We start from the raw sequence: 12,581 nt of genomic DNA, 5'->3' as shown, positions 1-12,581 counted from the left end.
AGCGGAGCGTTCACGCTGCTCCTGGCAAATATCGCTTGGGCTGTCATGGCGAATATCCGAGCCCCAGACCGGCGCTGATCCAATTCCTGGAGATCAAAATGATGAAAAACGAAGCGAAGGCTGCCCGGCATCTGCGGGAGGCGAACAACGCGTTCAAATTGGTGCGAACAGAAAAACCAATGACCGATTACGCGAAAGATCAGCAATCCCTGCACGATAATCACGAGCGTCTGAAGGCGGCCCGATTGGCGCGTGAAGCCAAGCCGAAAGACTCCCGGGCATAATCGTCGCTCTCGATTTAGAGCATCGAGAGCACGACGATTCCGTTTTCGAGCTCGCCGGAGGCGAGCCGCGCACGGGCTATATGCTCGAATTCTTTTCGATATTTGTGAAGATAACTGAAGGCCTGCTTGTCGGTCTGAAACGTCGTTGTAAGCCTGCACATCTGCCGTGCTGCGCCAAGCGCAAGCATGAAAGTGATCGTTCCCCCGCCGTCTGCTTTGACTCTAGGCATCCACCCAGCCCGTGCAATTCGGTTTCACGATGATGCCGTGCGATCGCGAGTTCGACTATCGCGCCGACCTGTTTTTGCGCTTCGTCGGTGCGGGCGCAGGCAGCGATGCCCGAAACGCGATGTCGGCAACTTCCTTGGCCTCACGCAGCTCGCGGAGGCGCGCCATGTTCTTTCGCACCTCGATGGCCTGCCGTTCCGCGTCAGCCAATGCCCGCGCGCCGTCTTCAGCAGCCAATCGCTTGCGGTTCGAGCGCGCGATGCCTTCGGGCGACGGCTCTGCCGATTTCCTGGCGATCATCCTCAACCCGCATTATGAAAAACAAAACCCGCTCCATCCGAAGATCGAGCGGGCAGCCTGCCGTTTCAGTACATCCGTTAAGCGGCATCGACAAATCAAGCCAGCGAGAGGTTTTCGGCGCTCACTTTGCCGCGCATCTTGTCGGTCTTGGCCTCAAAGTTAACCTTTTGGCCCTCGGCGAGACCCGCAAGGCCAGCCCGTTCGACCGCGCTGATGTGAACGAACACATCATTGCTGCCGTCGGTCGGCTCGATAAATCCAAAGCCTTTTTGGCCGTTGAACCACTTAACAGTACCTGTCGTCATTTTCATTCTCCAAAGCGCGCGGCGCATCGCGTGACGAGCACGCGATTACTTCAACTTCGTCGATGTCTTTGGAAAAGGAGCCCTCAACAAGGCACAGCGGCTAATCGAATTTCTTTAATATATATCATTTTCGGCTTTTTGCAAGGCAACACTCAAAATTGTTTCCGAGAGCGCCGCTACACGAGCGCGTGTGGGCGAACGTTCCTTTACGATCGAGGGCTCCAAACGACGTGTGGGAACGGCTCTATCCATTGACAGCGCGGCTGACAGTGGTCACGTTGCTCTACCGAACTTGATTGCCGTGACGCATAGACCGGCTTGTTCGAGGCCGGCGGAAGAAGACGCCGTCACTCCCATCATCGCAATCGCCACGAGACTCCTGCGCAATTGGCTGCATGCAGGACTTGCGCATTCGCAGCCCAGCGAGGAATGTCAATTGCAGGTACTTGTTCGCGACAACAATGTCGACCAGGCCCTTCGTGTTCTGAAGAAGAAGATGCAACGCGAGGGTGTCTTTCGCGAAATGAAGCAGCGGCGCTCATACGAAAAGCCTTCCGAAAGAAAGACGCGCGAAAAATCCGAGGCTATTCGCCGGGCCCGTAAGCTCGCTCGGAAGCAGGCCATCAGGGAAGGTTTGCTGCCGGCGCCCCCGAAAAAGAAGCTTCCCGAGCGCAAGCCTCCCTTGCCGCAGATCGCCGGCAAGGAGCGCGCGTAACGGGAATGCGCGTAGAGGAACGTTATTGCCATAGATTAATTGCCATGGTGGTTGCGCCGAGTTCGACGCAGCAAAAGCGGGGGTGCGTAGCTGCCAGATTTCAGTCGCGGTCTGTAATCCAGGGGATCGAGATGACGAAGACGGGCACGAGTGATCATCGCATTCTGACCCAACGCGCGCGTGCCGCTCACCTGGCTGGCAAAGTTATAGACGAGAGGGCGGACAATTCTGCGAAGGGCGATGATCAAGCGATGCGAAGGCAGCGTTTGATCGAGGGACCATCGGAGTTCAGGGCCGTCCGCGTCGATCGTTCAAGAAAAACTATTGATCGTTAACTGGCCTTCAGTCGCCTACGGGTTCCTTGCGACGTCCAGAACGCATTGACGTTGTCTTGAGCATCGGCCTGTCCGTCTCTGCTGGGCGAGTTATCGGGCGCCGGGGCCAACTTGTGAAGAATTCGCCTAAGCGTTTCCCAGATCACGACATGGCAAGTTGTTAGGTTCTGAAATCGATGCCGCGCAGCACGATACCCCGAGGATCTCCTTCAAGTTCCGTCGCTCGATACTTGCTGGCCGCGCGGGCCTCGATGCGGTCGCGTAGGCGGACGAATTGGGCTTCGCGCTGCTCGGGGCGGACCTGCGGGCCGCGCTCAAGATAGTCCATCGCGGTGGTCGCGATCGCGCAGGGAATTTCCTTACCGCCGTCCTGCATCGAGAACAGCACGATCATCCGGTCATATTCGTGGCCGATGTAGCGACCGCTCGTGAGCGTCATGGCTTCCTCCTTTAAGTGACCGTTGCTGGCATGATCGCGTGTGCGGAGAGTTGCTCTGCCGTCAGTCCTCGCCCGAGAGCCGGACGAAGTCGTCGAGCAACGACGCGACCAGCGCCCGGTGCCTCGTATCCTCGGCGGGCAGGCTCGCGGCATAGAGGTTGAGCAGGTGCCGCGCCTTGACCGCAGCCTCCGGCCAGGAAGCGGCGGGCACCGTCATCATGCAGTGTTCAAGTTCGGCCTCCCGCTCACGCAATTCCCTCACATGGGCCTCGACGTCTACCAGCGCGCGGCGCAGATCGGTAGCCTTCTGCGCAGCCATGCCGCGATGCTTGTCGAGATCTACGGGATGGTCAGTCATGCGCGGCGCTCGCATCCGCAGCCTGCGCATTGGCGAGATCGACTGAGCCGATCGAGAGCATCTCCATTGAGTCGCGAACGCCTTCCGCCGGCACCATAATCATCGTCGCGATGCGGCGATAGGCCGAGAAGGTGAGACCCTCGATCGTTTCTTCATCAGTGATGATCTCGTAGGCGCCGGCGGGCAGCAGCCGCTCGATGCCGCGGATTCGGAACGGATGTCTGAACGTGACGGTCTCTCGCCGTGAGCGGATGGTCATGCACGCCTGCCTTTCTGCAAGAGGGGCCCCAACCGACCGACAGCGACGACCATGCGCCCGTCATTGAGCAATAGCCAGCACATTCGCCATTGCCGCGCGCTGACGTCGCAGTGCAGCCTTGCCCGAACTGCGTTTTAGCGCTCGCTATTGGCGCCTCGCAGGCGTAGGGTTGTCGCATCACCGCACTTCTCAACGGCATCGACCGGTGACTGAGGGTCACGTGCGCTCCCGCCGACAGAGTTGCAGGAGCGCTCGATGTCGCGTTTTCGCGCCTCGGAATGGATGGTCCCGCCGATGATCGTTCCGTTATTCCTTTTGCTTCTGGTGTGTGCTGCGGCCATCCTCAATGGCTAAGGCAACGCGCGTGCCTTACCTGGTCATGGGGACCAACGAATATGGCAGCGCCAATCTCGGCCGTGGCAGCGCGATCGTTGCACTGCGGCTCGCGCGAAAGCTGCTGCGCGACGGTTACATGGATGTCCGCGTCTGCACGCCTCGCGGGCGCATCCTGCAGTCGGACGAACTGAAAGAACTTGAATCCCAACAGGAGATGGACGTCATGGCCAAGGGACAGCAACGCGGCAATCGCGAAGCCAAGAAGCCGAAGAAGGAAAAAGCCAAGGTGATCGCAGCACAGCCCAGCCGGAAAGAGGTGGCCTGGCAGCCGGATTTCGGGTCGGCAAAAAAGAGGTAGGCGGCGCAGTCAAGCGTGAGGCGGACGCTTGACCGCTATTGCGGCGCGACGAGGGGCCACCTCATGGATGCTCGAAGGTGGATCGAGGAGCAACGCCGGCACCCATAGGCCCTGTCACTGTTGCCGCCCTCCGTCGCCAAATTCGAACCCCACATGCATCACGGGACCGGCGTCGTCCCGTACCGCAATTGCCATATGGCGCCTTGAAGAACTGCCAGATCCATACGTCGCATCCCGTGCCATGTCGGCCAATGACTTCGCCGCCTCGACCTGCGCCGCCTGAAAGTCAGCAAGTTCCAGACCTTCCTCGTCAAGGAACAGGCCGTCATCGTCGACGAGATCGAAATAGTACCGGGTCATGACGCACTCCGGAGACAGACGGGAGTTCCATGTGCCAGCGACCGATGCCCCTTGTGCAGCCTCGATCGGGGATGGAGGACAAGAGATGTGGCAGAAAATGGTTGCTGGTCCGACGGCCTGCACGAGGATCTCAAAGTCCGCTGTCTAGCCTGGCACACCTGCGTAAGCTGCACGGCAGCCTTCGGCTGACTATCACTGCGTCGACTGCGTTGCGTGGAAGGCGATCGTTGTTGTTAGCTCCGCGCTGGGGTCGAAGATAGATCGGACAACAACGGGTGATCGTGCTATCGGCATTGATGGAAAAGATCTTGGTGGTCGGCGCGATCCTCTTCTTGTCATCCAGTGCCAATGTTCGAGCGGCCGAGCAAGCGCCTGCTGCAACAGAAATGTCAATTCGCGACCAGATCAAGGCCGCACGCGCTAAAGATGTATTGGAAGAGAAATCAGCATCGGTTGCGCGCCCATGGGATCGTGACGCGTCCGGCAAACGCCCATGGGATACCGCGAAACCGACTGAGCCTGTGAGGCGGTGAAATACCTCAGCGCAGCGTGCGGCCCCGAGGTGAAGCCTGTCGAGCATTCTTCTACTGTTTTGTTTGCCGGTTGGGGCGCCATTTGCTGAGATTGATCAAGCTCACGTTGGTAGCAGCCATTGCGCTCGCGCTGATACCCCATGCCGTGAGATACTATGCTTTTCCCCGCGACCGTCTGATTCAGATCGCAAAGCAGTGCGAGAATGATGCAGACAAGTTAACGGCCTCCGATGCGGCAAAATGGACGGAAGCTCACAACGGAGGGACAAATAACCCGTATCGAGCGCAAAGGGACGCTCGAGTCGAGATCTGCATTAAGGCGGACGGCTGGTGTTCAATGAGTGATGACCGGCCGGCAGTCAGTAACCCAGCCATGTTCGCGCCGCGTGATCCGGTTGCCCGGGCGCTATATCGTTGGCGATACGCCGACGAGTCTGGAAGCATCTGTCGCAATTGAGCTACTGGGACAATCGGCCGGACTATCGACACAACACTCAATTGCATCGCAAGACAAGTACGATCTTCATGGGCTGATGTTCGTTGCTTCAAAGTAGAGGCTTCCTTGGCGATAGCCGAGATCGAAATGCCCAGTTTGCGAAGGACGCTGGTAAACCGCTCATCCGTCAGCTTGAGCCGCTTGCGCAGGATCTCGATCTGCACCTTGTCTCTCCGATTCAACGAGTTGCGGAAATGAGTTGGCTTCCGCGGGGGCGCTATCAGGGCTTTTCTTCGAGTCGAACGGCTGCGAAACTCCTCCTTCGAGACAAGTGTATCCGCGTTGCTCCGCCGCTTTTTCGCGGCCAACCTTCCCTTTCGACGAACTTGCCTTGTTCCGATACATAGGTCGCCTTCATCATTTCGGTCAGGGTCGCCGAGGCATCAGCGGCCTGTCGAAACTTTTCAACGCAGATGGGTGTGAGAGTTGCGATGACGGCGGTCGCAGCGCGGTTTGCAGCGAGAGTCTCTGCGGACCCACCGGTTACCCAGCCGCCCCAGCTGAAGTCAAGGGGCCATTGCCCGCACGGAGCGCGCGGTCGCCTTTGTCTCCTGGGCGATGTCCATGGTGTCGCCTTTGACTTGGAGGATCGAGGAGGAAGCCAAGCATGTCGATCGATAGACGCTGTACCAAATTGCTCAATCAGCCTGCGTGGAGACCATTCGGGCAATCTGGATGGACTCATTGCCGCACGACGTCACCCTAGACGAAGCCTTCCACAAATCGGCTGGATCGGACGCCCTGCGATGCTCAGACCTGTATGACCCTAGCTATATATTCCCACAGTTGGGCGGCGAGTGCCAGCGGACCGCATTCTGTTCCTTTTTGGACAGCCAGAGCTGTCTACGCGTACTCTGTTCTTTATTGCCCGACTTGGACTCATGCTTCTGATCGGCCCGGCGCTCGTGGCCGGGGCTTTTCGTTCCGGCTCCATGGATGTCTCTGTTTGCATAGAACGGTCATCAGTAAGAGTCTGGGCAACATCACAGCGGCCGTGCCCTTCACCGGCCACAGCGAGAGAAAGCGAGACCGCCAAGCGGCGGCCTCATCGACAAGTTCTAACCGGCGGGCTCTTCCTTGTGATCATGCGGAGTGCCGCGATTTTTGTCGCTCTGCTCCGCATCCTCCGGCGTTTTCCCTGCCATATTTCCGGGATTGAAGTGGTACTTGCCATCGGGGTTCTCGCCGGGCTGCTTCTCATTCGAGTTCTTGTTGTTAGTCATTGGATCAGTCACTCCTTGGGAAGAGTAACAATGTTGAACGGGACCGAGGTCTCTATGTTCCCAAAGCTGCGATTTACCGCGTGGAACGAAAGCTCGCTCGTCCCCGTTGAGCATCACCTGCAACATTTCTCATTGGCGTGAGGCGTCGTGCAGACCACTTGAGGTGTTGCACATGGCTTTTTCGCAAACACGTTCTTCCGCATTCCTGTCCGACTGTCTGGCCGCCTTCAGGCGATATCCCGCCATCGCCACCTTTGCTGGGGCCGCTACCCTTGTGGCGGCGACGGCGATCGCGAACCGGCATCTTGCCGAGAAAGCGCAGCGTGATAACCCGCCACAGGGTCGGTTCATCGACGTCGACGGGGTTCGGCTGCACTATGTGGAGCGCGGCAATGGCCGGCCGCTGGTTCTCTTCCACGGCAATGGCAGCATGATCCAGGATTTCGAGTCGAGCGGCCTGATCGATCTGGCAGCCGAGAATTACCGGGTCATCGTCTTCGACCGACCGGGATTTGGGCATAGCCTGCGGCCGCGAAACGTGGTTTGGACGCCGGAGGCACAGGCGGACCTGTTCAGGAAGGCATTTGATGGGCTGGGCGTTCAGCGAGCCATCGTACTCGGGCATTCGTGGGGGACGTCGGTCGCGGTTGCGCTGGCGATAAGGCATCCTTCCTTCGTCGAAGCGCTGGTGCTGGCATCGGGATACTATTTTCCGACCGCGCGAGCCGACGCAGTGGCCTCATCTTTATCCGCTACACCCGCGCTTGGCGATATCATCAGCTACACGGTCTCACCGATCCTGGGTCGATTGATGTGGCCGGCAATGTTGCGCAAGGTGTTCGGCCCGCAACCAGTCCCCGGAAAATTCGCCGGCTTTCCGAAGGAAATGGCCGTCCGGCCATCACAGCTCCGCGCCAGTGCGGCGGAATCGACGTTGATGGTTCCCGCTGCATTTGCTTCTTCGAAGACCTACGGCGAACTCGACATGCCGACGATCATACTCGCGGGCGAGGATGATCGTCTGATCGATATCGATGAGCAATCGGCCAGGCTGCACGACGAGGTCAAGCAGAGCAAGCTGCACCGCATTCGTGGAGCCGGGCATATGATCCAACAGTCTGCCACGCGAGATCTGATGGCGGCTATCGACGAAGCCGCTGCCGAGACCCTGCACTAGTCCGTCGTATGCGGTGGCGCGTACCGCCGCCATGACCGCGCAGGGATACCTGGCTGGGTCCGGGCTCCGGCAGGACAGATTTGCGTGGCGGATGGAGGAACCCTTGGTTTCGCTTTCGATGTTGCCGCAGGAGGCCCCCTCGTCGCCAGGGCAGGACGCCGACACGTCGGAATCGGGGGCCTTGCCAACGCAGGCGGTCGACAATGTCGAGATGCCGCTGCCGTCCAGTCCGCAGACGTTCTTTCTCGGTAGCCTGCTGACACTGGCCGTACTGGCTGCGGTATACGTGGCAAGCCCGATCATACTGCCCGTGGTGCTCGCCTTCGTGTTGCAGCTCATTCTGCAACCTGCCGTGGATCTGCTCGAACGTATCGGCCTACCCCGCGCCGTCGGGGCACTCCTGGCGATTTTGCTCGTCGTCGGAGCGCTCGTCGGCTTTGTGGCGGCCCTGTCATTACCCGCCGCGACGTGGGCGGGGAAATTGCCGGAGGGCTTACCGCGCCTGGAAACTCATCTGGTCGTCCTGAAGCGCCCGATTGAAGCGCTGCAAAAGGCTGTCCAGCAGGCTGAGCACGTCGCGGATTCTCCCGGAACCAAGGAGCCCACCGTTTCGGTTCGCCGTAATCTCGGTCTGACCGGCGTGCTCTTTGCCGGAACGCGCGCCGTGCTCGACGGCTTGTTCACGACAGTTCTGGTGCTCTATTTCCTCTTGGTCGCAGGCGACATTTTTCTACGACGCATCGTCGAGGTGCTGCCGAATTTTGGCGACAAGAGGCAGGCCGTGGATATCTTCCAGCAGATCGAAGCGGACATATCGGCCTATCTGCTCACGATCACGGCCATGAATGCTGCGGTGGGAATTGCGACGGCGGCTGCGATGTACCTCTGCGGGCTTGGAGATCCCTTGTTGTGGGGAGCCGCTGCTTTCCTGCTCAACTACGTTCCAATTCTGGGGCCGTTGTTGGGAACCGTCATCTTCCTGCTCGCCGGAATGTTGAGTTTCGACAGCTTGTGGTGGGCCTTGCTGCCCGCGATTCTTTACTTCTGCATCCACCTCGCCGAGGGCGAGACCCTGACTCCCATGCTTCTTGCGCGACGCTTCACCCTGAATCCCGTGCTGATCATCCTGTCGCTGGTGTTCTGGTTCTGGATGTGGGGGGTGCCCGGCGCGATCCTGGCCGTTCCAATGCTGGCCATCCTGAAGATCGTCAGCGATCGCGTCCGTCCGCTAAGGGCTTTGGGGCACGTCATCGAAGGATAATCGCAGTATCGCGTCTCGGTGATGGATTGAGGACGTGCCGCCGGCGGGGCACGGCCAGTGCTGGCAGGCTACGCAAGAGGCATAGAGAAGGTGAAGCGGGTTCCAGCGGAGTTCGATGCGACGGTCAAAGCGCCCCCATGGGCCTTTGCGATCTGAGAGGCGATGTAGAGTCCCAGTCCAAGCCCCTGCTTGCTCGCACGAGCTTTGCCGCGGAAGAAAGGTTCGAACAACTTATCCATCACCGTTTCCGGAATCGCCTCACCCGCACTGGCGACCCAGAGTTCGAACGATCCCTTCGCGTCTCGGCGTGAACGACGATGGGTTTGTCGGTTGCTCCGTGCGTCACCGCGTTGCGATGCGGTACCGGGCGGAAGATCCGTCATGGGAAGAGCGCGATCGCTTCCTGCTCTCCAATAGTCACTATGCCATTGCGCTCTACGCGGCTTTGATCGAGGCGAGGATTGTCCCCGAGCAAGAACTCGAAACCTACGGCAGCGACGAGGGCCCCCTGCCGATGTCGGGCATGGCCTCCTACACGCCTGGAATGGAGATGTCGGGCGGCTCGCTCGGACTTGGGCTCGGCATGGCCGTCGGCATGGGCCTCGGGCTCAAGCGCAAGAAATCCGACGCGCGGGTGTACACGTTGTTCTCCGACGGCGAGCTGGGCGAAGGCTCGGTCTGGGAAGGCCATCCAGTCGGCGGGCCATTGCAAGCTCGACAATCTGGGCGGCATTGTCGACGTCAACAATCAGCATGACGACGGTCGTTCGACACAGGTGATGGCATTCGAGCCGCTGGTCGAGAAGCTTCCGGCTGGGTGATGCCGGCCTTATTGATCAGGATATTGATGCCGCCGAATGCTTCGATTACGCGAGCGACCGCCCGTTCGCATGATGACTTGTCGGCGACATCGCACGACACCCCAATATGCTCTGCACCCAGAGCGGTCGCTGCACCCGCGGCCTCTGCGGCATCTATATCGAGAATGGCAACTCGCGCGCCCTCGCTAGCGAACCGGCGCGCCGTGGCAAGCCCGATGCCGCGCGGTGAGGCCGCACCCGAGATGAACGCTGTCTTGCCGCTGAGCAGCATCAGTTCCTTCCGCAAATTATTTTTCCTTGGCAAGGCTAAAAATGCCCCGCGGGCGCGCAGCCGACAAACGCACAGTTGTCACTGATCGATTCTGGCTCACTTATGGAATGCTGTCGAATGTCCCGATATCGGCAATTCGCGCCTTTGAAAGCCGCTGCTCGCACGGATCATTCCGCGATGTGGCGAATGAGCCGTACGCATACGACGAAGCTTTCAATTACCCACAAATGCTTGATTCGATGGCGATAGCCCTGATCGAAAAATCTTGAATCGGATGAATCGCTTGTGATTCATTGTCGGGCACCTGAATCGCGACGGCGAGGTGCCTTGATGTGTTCAAGCGGAACGGCGTGTCGTTGCTCGGCCGGCCCGGATGATGGTGATGAAAGTGCCGTCGAACATTGGACGGAGCGCGAGATCGACAGGACAGCGTTCAAGGATGCCCGTCTCGGTCAACGATTTAGCGAGCTGTTGAAGCAAATTGGTGACGGCATGGGCGGGAGCATACCGTTCGCGTGCCAGGACTGGGCGAACACGAAGGCGGCCTACCGCTTCTTCGCCAACGAGCGCGTGGAGGAGGCCGACATCCTCAGCGGTCACTTCGCCGCCACGCGCGCGCGTTACGATGATTGTAGAGGCCCGATCCTCCTTATTCAGGACACGACGGAATTCTCCTACCAGCGCGCGAACACGAGCGCTATTGGCCTGACCAAGAGCGTCAACAGCGGCCGGGACAAGGACGGCCGTTGGCGCCATCACACGGTCTGCGGAATGCTGATGCATTCCAGTCTCGCCGTGACTGTCGAGGGCCTGCCGCTGGGATTGGCGGCGGTGAAGTTCTGGACACGGAAAAAGTTCAAAGGCACGGCGCAGCTCAAGAAGAAGATTAACCCGACCCGCGTTCCGATTGAGAAGAAGGAAAGCGTTCGCTGGCTCGACAATCTCAGGCAATCAATCGAGCGGCTCGGACAACCGGAGCGTTGCATTCATATTGGTGACCGCGAAAGCGACATCTACGAATTGTATTGCCTGACGCAGGAGCTTGGCGCTCACTTCCTTGTCCGCGCCTGCGTCGATCGGCTGGCAGGCGATGGCGGTCATACGATTGCAACCGAGATGGAAGAGACCAGCGTCAAAGGCTTGCATTACATCGACGTGCGCAACGACAAGGGTGAGACGACGAAGGTCGCGCTGGAAATCAAGTTCAAGCGGATCGCGGTTTTGCCTCCCATCGGCAAGCAGAAACATTATCCAGCCCTCGACCTGACGATAATCCATGCGACCGAGCGCGGTACGCCAAAGGGCCGTAAACCGATTGAGTGGAAGCTCATCACAGACCTAGCCGTCCGCAGTCGCTCCGAAGCAATCGAGAAGATTAACTGGTACGCCATGCGGTGGAAAATCGAGGTGTTCCACAAGATCCTGAAATCGGGCTGCAAGGCCGAAGATTCAAAACTCCGGACCGCGGAGCGACTTGCCAATCTAATGGCGGTCTTCTGCATTCTCAGTTGGCGCGTCCTCTGGCTCACCATGCTCAATCGCATCGCCCCAGACGCGTCACCGAAGCTCGCATTGACGGACACCGAGATCGCATTGCTCGATCGACTCATCAGCGGCGCGAGCCATCGACGATGTCGTCCTGGAACCCTTGCATTTTATCTTACCAAACTTGCACGATTGGGTGGCTACCTGGCCAGGGCGGGCGATCCGCCGCCTGGAAATGTTGTCATCTGGCGCGGCCTCTCGAGACTCACAGATATCGAACTTGGCGCCGAAATCGCAGCTGCTGGAAATGTGGGTAATTGAAAGACGACGAAGGCCGCCTGATTGACGCATGCGCGCGAGTACGGCGAGTTCTACGATGGCGTTGCGTGAAGGTCAGGCGGCTTGCTGATCGGCGGACTTGCCGGCTTGGTGCAGGAGCTTCCATTCCCAGGGCAGCAGTTCGTGCAGCCGCGACGTAGGAAGATCGGCGACCCGGGCGAGGACGTCGGCGAGCCAGGCCTTGGGATCGATGTCGTTGAGGCGGCAGGTCGTGATCATCGTCAGCATGATAGCGGCACGGTCGGCGCCACGTTGGCTGCCGGCGAAGGTCCAATTGCGCCTTCCCAGGGCAATGCCTCTCAATGCACGCTCAGCGCAATTGTTGGTCAAGCAGATCCTGCCATCGTCGAGGAAGCGGACGAAGTCGTCCCAGCGCTTGAGCATGTAGTTCATGGGCTTCAGGACCTCGGCGGAGCGCGAGAGGCTTTCTCGCTCGCGGAGCAGCCAGTCGTACATGTCGTCGAGCAGCGGCTTGCTCCGCTCCTGGCGCACGGCACGCCGCTCGTCGGCACTACGGCCGTTGATGGCGCGCTCGATCTCGAACAGGGCGTCAAGACGCCTGACCGCCTCCAGCGCGATCGGGGAGGCCGGCTTGCCCTTGCCTTCCCGGGCGGCTTTCGCGATGTCAGCCAGCTCGAAGAATCCCCGCCGCGCATGGGCCAGGCAAAATGCCGGCGTGATCGGCATTGCTTTCCTTT

General features: G+C 59.5%; 18 protein-coding genes and 2 pseudogenes. 8 read left to right on the top strand and 12 right to left on the bottom strand.

Annotation, left to right across the window (positions count from 1 at the left end):
• The first annotated feature begins 101 nt into the window (after positions 1-101).
• A complete protein-coding gene (locus tag IC50_RS04790; RefSeq protein WP_014491578.1) occupies positions 102-284 on the top strand; it encodes a hypothetical protein in 183 nt (60 codons plus the stop codon).
• 14 nt (positions 285-298) lie between these two features.
• On the opposite strand, the gene IC50_RS04785 is transcribed toward IC50_RS04790, so the two are convergent.
• From IC50_RS04785 to IC50_RS04775, 3 genes are all read right to left on the bottom strand, one after another.
• Positions 299-514: a hypothetical protein gene (locus IC50_RS04785; protein ID WP_014491577.1), complete on the bottom strand. Its 216-nt coding sequence runs from the start codon at positions 512-514 to the stop codon at positions 299-301.
• Between the two features lie 55 nt (positions 515-569).
• A complete protein-coding gene (locus IC50_RS04780) occupies positions 570-812 on the bottom strand; it encodes a hypothetical protein (protein WP_014491576.1) in 243 nt (80 codons plus the stop codon).
• A 95-nt stretch (positions 813-907) separates the two neighbouring features.
• Positions 908-1,117: a cold-shock protein gene (locus tag IC50_RS04775; protein ID WP_035701260.1), complete on the bottom strand. Its 210-nt coding sequence runs from the start codon at positions 1,115-1,117 to the stop codon at positions 908-910.
• 436 nt (positions 1,118-1,553) lie between these two features.
• Here IC50_RS04775 and rpsU point away from each other — a divergent pair, with 436 nt between their 5' ends.
• Positions 1,554-1,832, top strand: a complete 279-nt coding sequence (rpsU, locus tag IC50_RS04770) for a 30S ribosomal protein S21 (protein WP_014491574.1) — start codon at positions 1,554-1,556, stop codon at positions 1,830-1,832.
• A 495-nt stretch (positions 1,833-2,327) separates the two neighbouring features.
• Here rpsU and IC50_RS04760 read toward each other — a convergent pair whose 3' ends face one another.
• The 3 genes from IC50_RS04760 to IC50_RS04750 form a co-directional block, all read right to left on the bottom strand.
• Positions 2,328-2,606 carry a DUF1488 domain-containing protein gene (locus IC50_RS04760; RefSeq protein WP_035701100.1) on the bottom strand — a complete coding sequence of 93 codons (279 nt, stop codon included), beginning with the start codon at positions 2,604-2,606 and terminating at the stop codon, positions 2,328-2,330.
• Positions 2,607-2,667: 61 nt separating this feature from the next.
• A complete protein-coding gene (locus tag IC50_RS04755; RefSeq protein ID WP_035701097.1) occupies positions 2,668-2,964 on the bottom strand; it encodes a hypothetical protein in 297 nt (98 codons plus the stop codon).
• Complete coding sequence (locus tag IC50_RS04750; protein WP_035701096.1) at positions 2,957-3,223, bottom strand: hypothetical protein; 267 nt, start codon at positions 3,221-3,223, stop codon at positions 2,957-2,959. Before IC50_RS04750 ends, IC50_RS04755 begins: the two co-directional genes overlap by 8 nt.
• 346 nt (positions 3,224-3,569) lie before the next feature.
• On the opposite strand from IC50_RS04750, the gene IC50_RS42345 reads away from it, so the two are divergent.
• On the top strand, positions 3,570-3,917 hold the full coding sequence (locus IC50_RS42345) for a hypothetical protein (RefSeq protein ID WP_081492350.1): 348 nt from the start codon (positions 3,570-3,572) through the stop codon (positions 3,915-3,917).
• Between the two features lie 114 nt (positions 3,918-4,031).
• Here IC50_RS42345 and IC50_RS04740 read toward each other — a convergent pair whose 3' ends face one another.
• Positions 4,032-4,277: a DUF6894 family protein gene (locus IC50_RS04740; protein ID WP_035701094.1), complete on the bottom strand. Its 246-nt coding sequence runs from the start codon at positions 4,275-4,277 to the stop codon at positions 4,032-4,034.
• 275 nt (positions 4,278-4,552) lie between these two features.
• Between IC50_RS04740 and IC50_RS41085 the strand changes: the two genes are divergently transcribed.
• A complete protein-coding gene (locus IC50_RS41085; protein ID WP_157460854.1) occupies positions 4,553-4,810 on the top strand; it encodes a hypothetical protein in 258 nt (85 codons plus the stop codon).
• A gap of 252 nt (positions 4,811-5,062) precedes the next feature.
• Here IC50_RS41085 and IC50_RS41080 read toward each other — a convergent pair whose 3' ends face one another.
• Entirely contained in the window at positions 5,063-5,470 is a 408-nt protein-coding gene (locus tag IC50_RS41080; RefSeq protein WP_157460852.1) for a hypothetical protein, read from the bottom strand.
• 894 nt (positions 5,471-6,364) lie between these two features.
• Positions 6,365-6,529 carry a hypothetical protein gene (locus IC50_RS42340; protein ID WP_167381024.1) on the bottom strand — a complete coding sequence of 55 codons (165 nt, stop codon included), beginning with the start codon at positions 6,527-6,529 and terminating at the stop codon, positions 6,365-6,367.
• A 172-nt stretch (positions 6,530-6,701) separates the two neighbouring features.
• Between IC50_RS42340 and IC50_RS04730 the strand changes: the two genes are divergently transcribed.
• Together IC50_RS04730 and IC50_RS04725 are read left to right on the top strand one after the other, a co-directional pair.
• Positions 6,702-7,706, top strand: coding sequence for an alpha/beta fold hydrolase (locus IC50_RS04730; protein ID WP_035701255.1), 1,005 nt, complete (start codon positions 6,702-6,704; stop codon positions 7,704-7,706).
• 118 nt (positions 7,707-7,824) lie between these two features.
• Positions 7,825-8,967 carry an AI-2E family transporter gene (locus IC50_RS04725; RefSeq protein ID WP_440588135.1) on the top strand — a complete coding sequence of 381 codons (1,143 nt, stop codon included), beginning with the start codon at positions 7,825-7,827 and terminating at the stop codon, positions 8,965-8,967.
• 68 nt (positions 8,968-9,035) lie between these two features.
• On the opposite strand, the gene IC50_RS42945 is transcribed toward IC50_RS04725, so the two are convergent.
• Complete coding sequence (locus IC50_RS42945; protein WP_244429538.1) at positions 9,036-9,206, bottom strand: sensor histidine kinase; 171 nt, start codon at positions 9,204-9,206, stop codon at positions 9,036-9,038.
• A 50-nt stretch (positions 9,207-9,256) separates the two neighbouring features.
• On the opposite strand from IC50_RS42945, the pseudogene IC50_RS04720 reads away from it, so the two are divergent.
• A pseudogene (locus tag IC50_RS04720) lies at positions 9,257-9,782 on the top strand (transketolase); the annotation flags it as partial.
• Here IC50_RS04720 and IC50_RS38810 read toward each other — a convergent pair.
• A pseudogene (locus IC50_RS38810) lies at positions 9,778-10,059 on the bottom strand (SDR family oxidoreductase); the annotation flags it as partial. The pseudogenes IC50_RS04720 and IC50_RS38810 overlap by 5 nt on opposite strands.
• 330 nt (positions 10,060-10,389) lie before the next feature.
• Between IC50_RS38810 and IC50_RS04715 the strand changes: the two are divergent.
• Positions 10,390-11,865: an IS4 family transposase gene (locus tag IC50_RS04715; RefSeq protein ID WP_081492349.1), complete on the top strand. Its 1,476-nt coding sequence runs from the start codon at positions 10,390-10,392 to the stop codon at positions 11,863-11,865.
• 72 nt (positions 11,866-11,937) lie between these two features.
• Here the strand turns inward: IC50_RS04715 and tnpC are convergent.
• A partial coding sequence (tnpC, locus tag IC50_RS04710; RefSeq protein ID WP_035701250.1) for an IS66 family transposase occupies positions 11,938-12,581 on the bottom strand: 644 nt, incomplete at its 5' end.

The organism is Bradyrhizobium genomosp. I (2014), from assembly GCF_000261685.1.
Taxonomy (GTDB): Bacteria; Pseudomonadota; Alphaproteobacteria; order Rhizobiales; family Xanthobacteraceae; genus Bradyrhizobium.
This window is presented reverse-complemented; position numbering and strand designations above follow the sequence as displayed.

What these genes read in the sequence shown, in the direction of transcription:
- IC50_RS42340 (WP_167381024.1), bottom strand. Translation starts at nt 6,529, where the DNA reads ATGACTAACAACAAGAACTCGAATGAGAAGCAGCCCGGCGAGAACCCC.
- IC50_RS04760 (WP_035701100.1), bottom strand. Translation starts at nt 2,606, where the DNA reads ATGACGCTCACGAGCGGTCGCTACATCGGCCACGAATATGACCGGATG.
- IC50_RS04755 (WP_035701097.1), bottom strand. Translation starts at nt 2,964, where the DNA reads ATGACTGACCATCCCGTAGATCTCGACAAGCATCGCGGCATGGCTGCG.
- IC50_RS04715 (WP_081492349.1), top strand. Translation starts at nt 10,390, where the DNA reads ATGTGTTCAAGCGGAACGGCGTGTCGTTGCTCGGCCGGCCCGGATGAT.
- IC50_RS42345 (WP_081492350.1), top strand. Translation starts at nt 3,570, where the DNA reads ATGGCTAAGGCAACGCGCGTGCCTTACCTGGTCATGGGGACCAACGAA.
- IC50_RS04750 (WP_035701096.1), bottom strand. Translation starts at nt 3,223, where the DNA reads ATGACCATCCGCTCACGGCGAGAGACCGTCACGTTCAGACATCCGTTC.
- IC50_RS04785 (WP_014491577.1), bottom strand. Translation starts at nt 514, where the DNA reads ATGCCTAGAGTCAAAGCAGACGGCGGGGGAACGATCACTTTCATGCTT.
- IC50_RS04780 (WP_014491576.1), bottom strand. Translation starts at nt 812, where the DNA reads ATGATCGCCAGGAAATCGGCAGAGCCGTCGCCCGAAGGCATCGCGCGC.
- IC50_RS04730 (WP_035701255.1), top strand. Translation starts at nt 6,702, where the DNA reads ATGGCTTTTTCGCAAACACGTTCTTCCGCATTCCTGTCCGACTGTCTG.
- IC50_RS04790 (WP_014491578.1), top strand. Translation starts at nt 102, where the DNA reads ATGAAAAACGAAGCGAAGGCTGCCCGGCATCTGCGGGAGGCGAACAAC.
- IC50_RS42945 (WP_244429538.1), bottom strand. Translation starts at nt 9,206, where the DNA reads ATGGATAAGTTGTTCGAACCTTTCTTCCGCGGCAAAGCTCGTGCGAGC.
- IC50_RS04740 (WP_035701094.1), bottom strand. Translation starts at nt 4,277, where the DNA reads ATGACCCGGTACTATTTCGATCTCGTCGACGATGACGGCCTGTTCCTT.
- IC50_RS04775 (WP_035701260.1), bottom strand. Translation starts at nt 1,117, where the DNA reads ATGACGACAGGTACTGTTAAGTGGTTCAACGGCCAAAAAGGCTTTGGA.
- IC50_RS04725 (WP_440588135.1), top strand. Translation starts at nt 7,825, where the DNA reads ATGTTGCCGCAGGAGGCCCCCTCGTCGCCAGGGCAGGACGCCGACACG.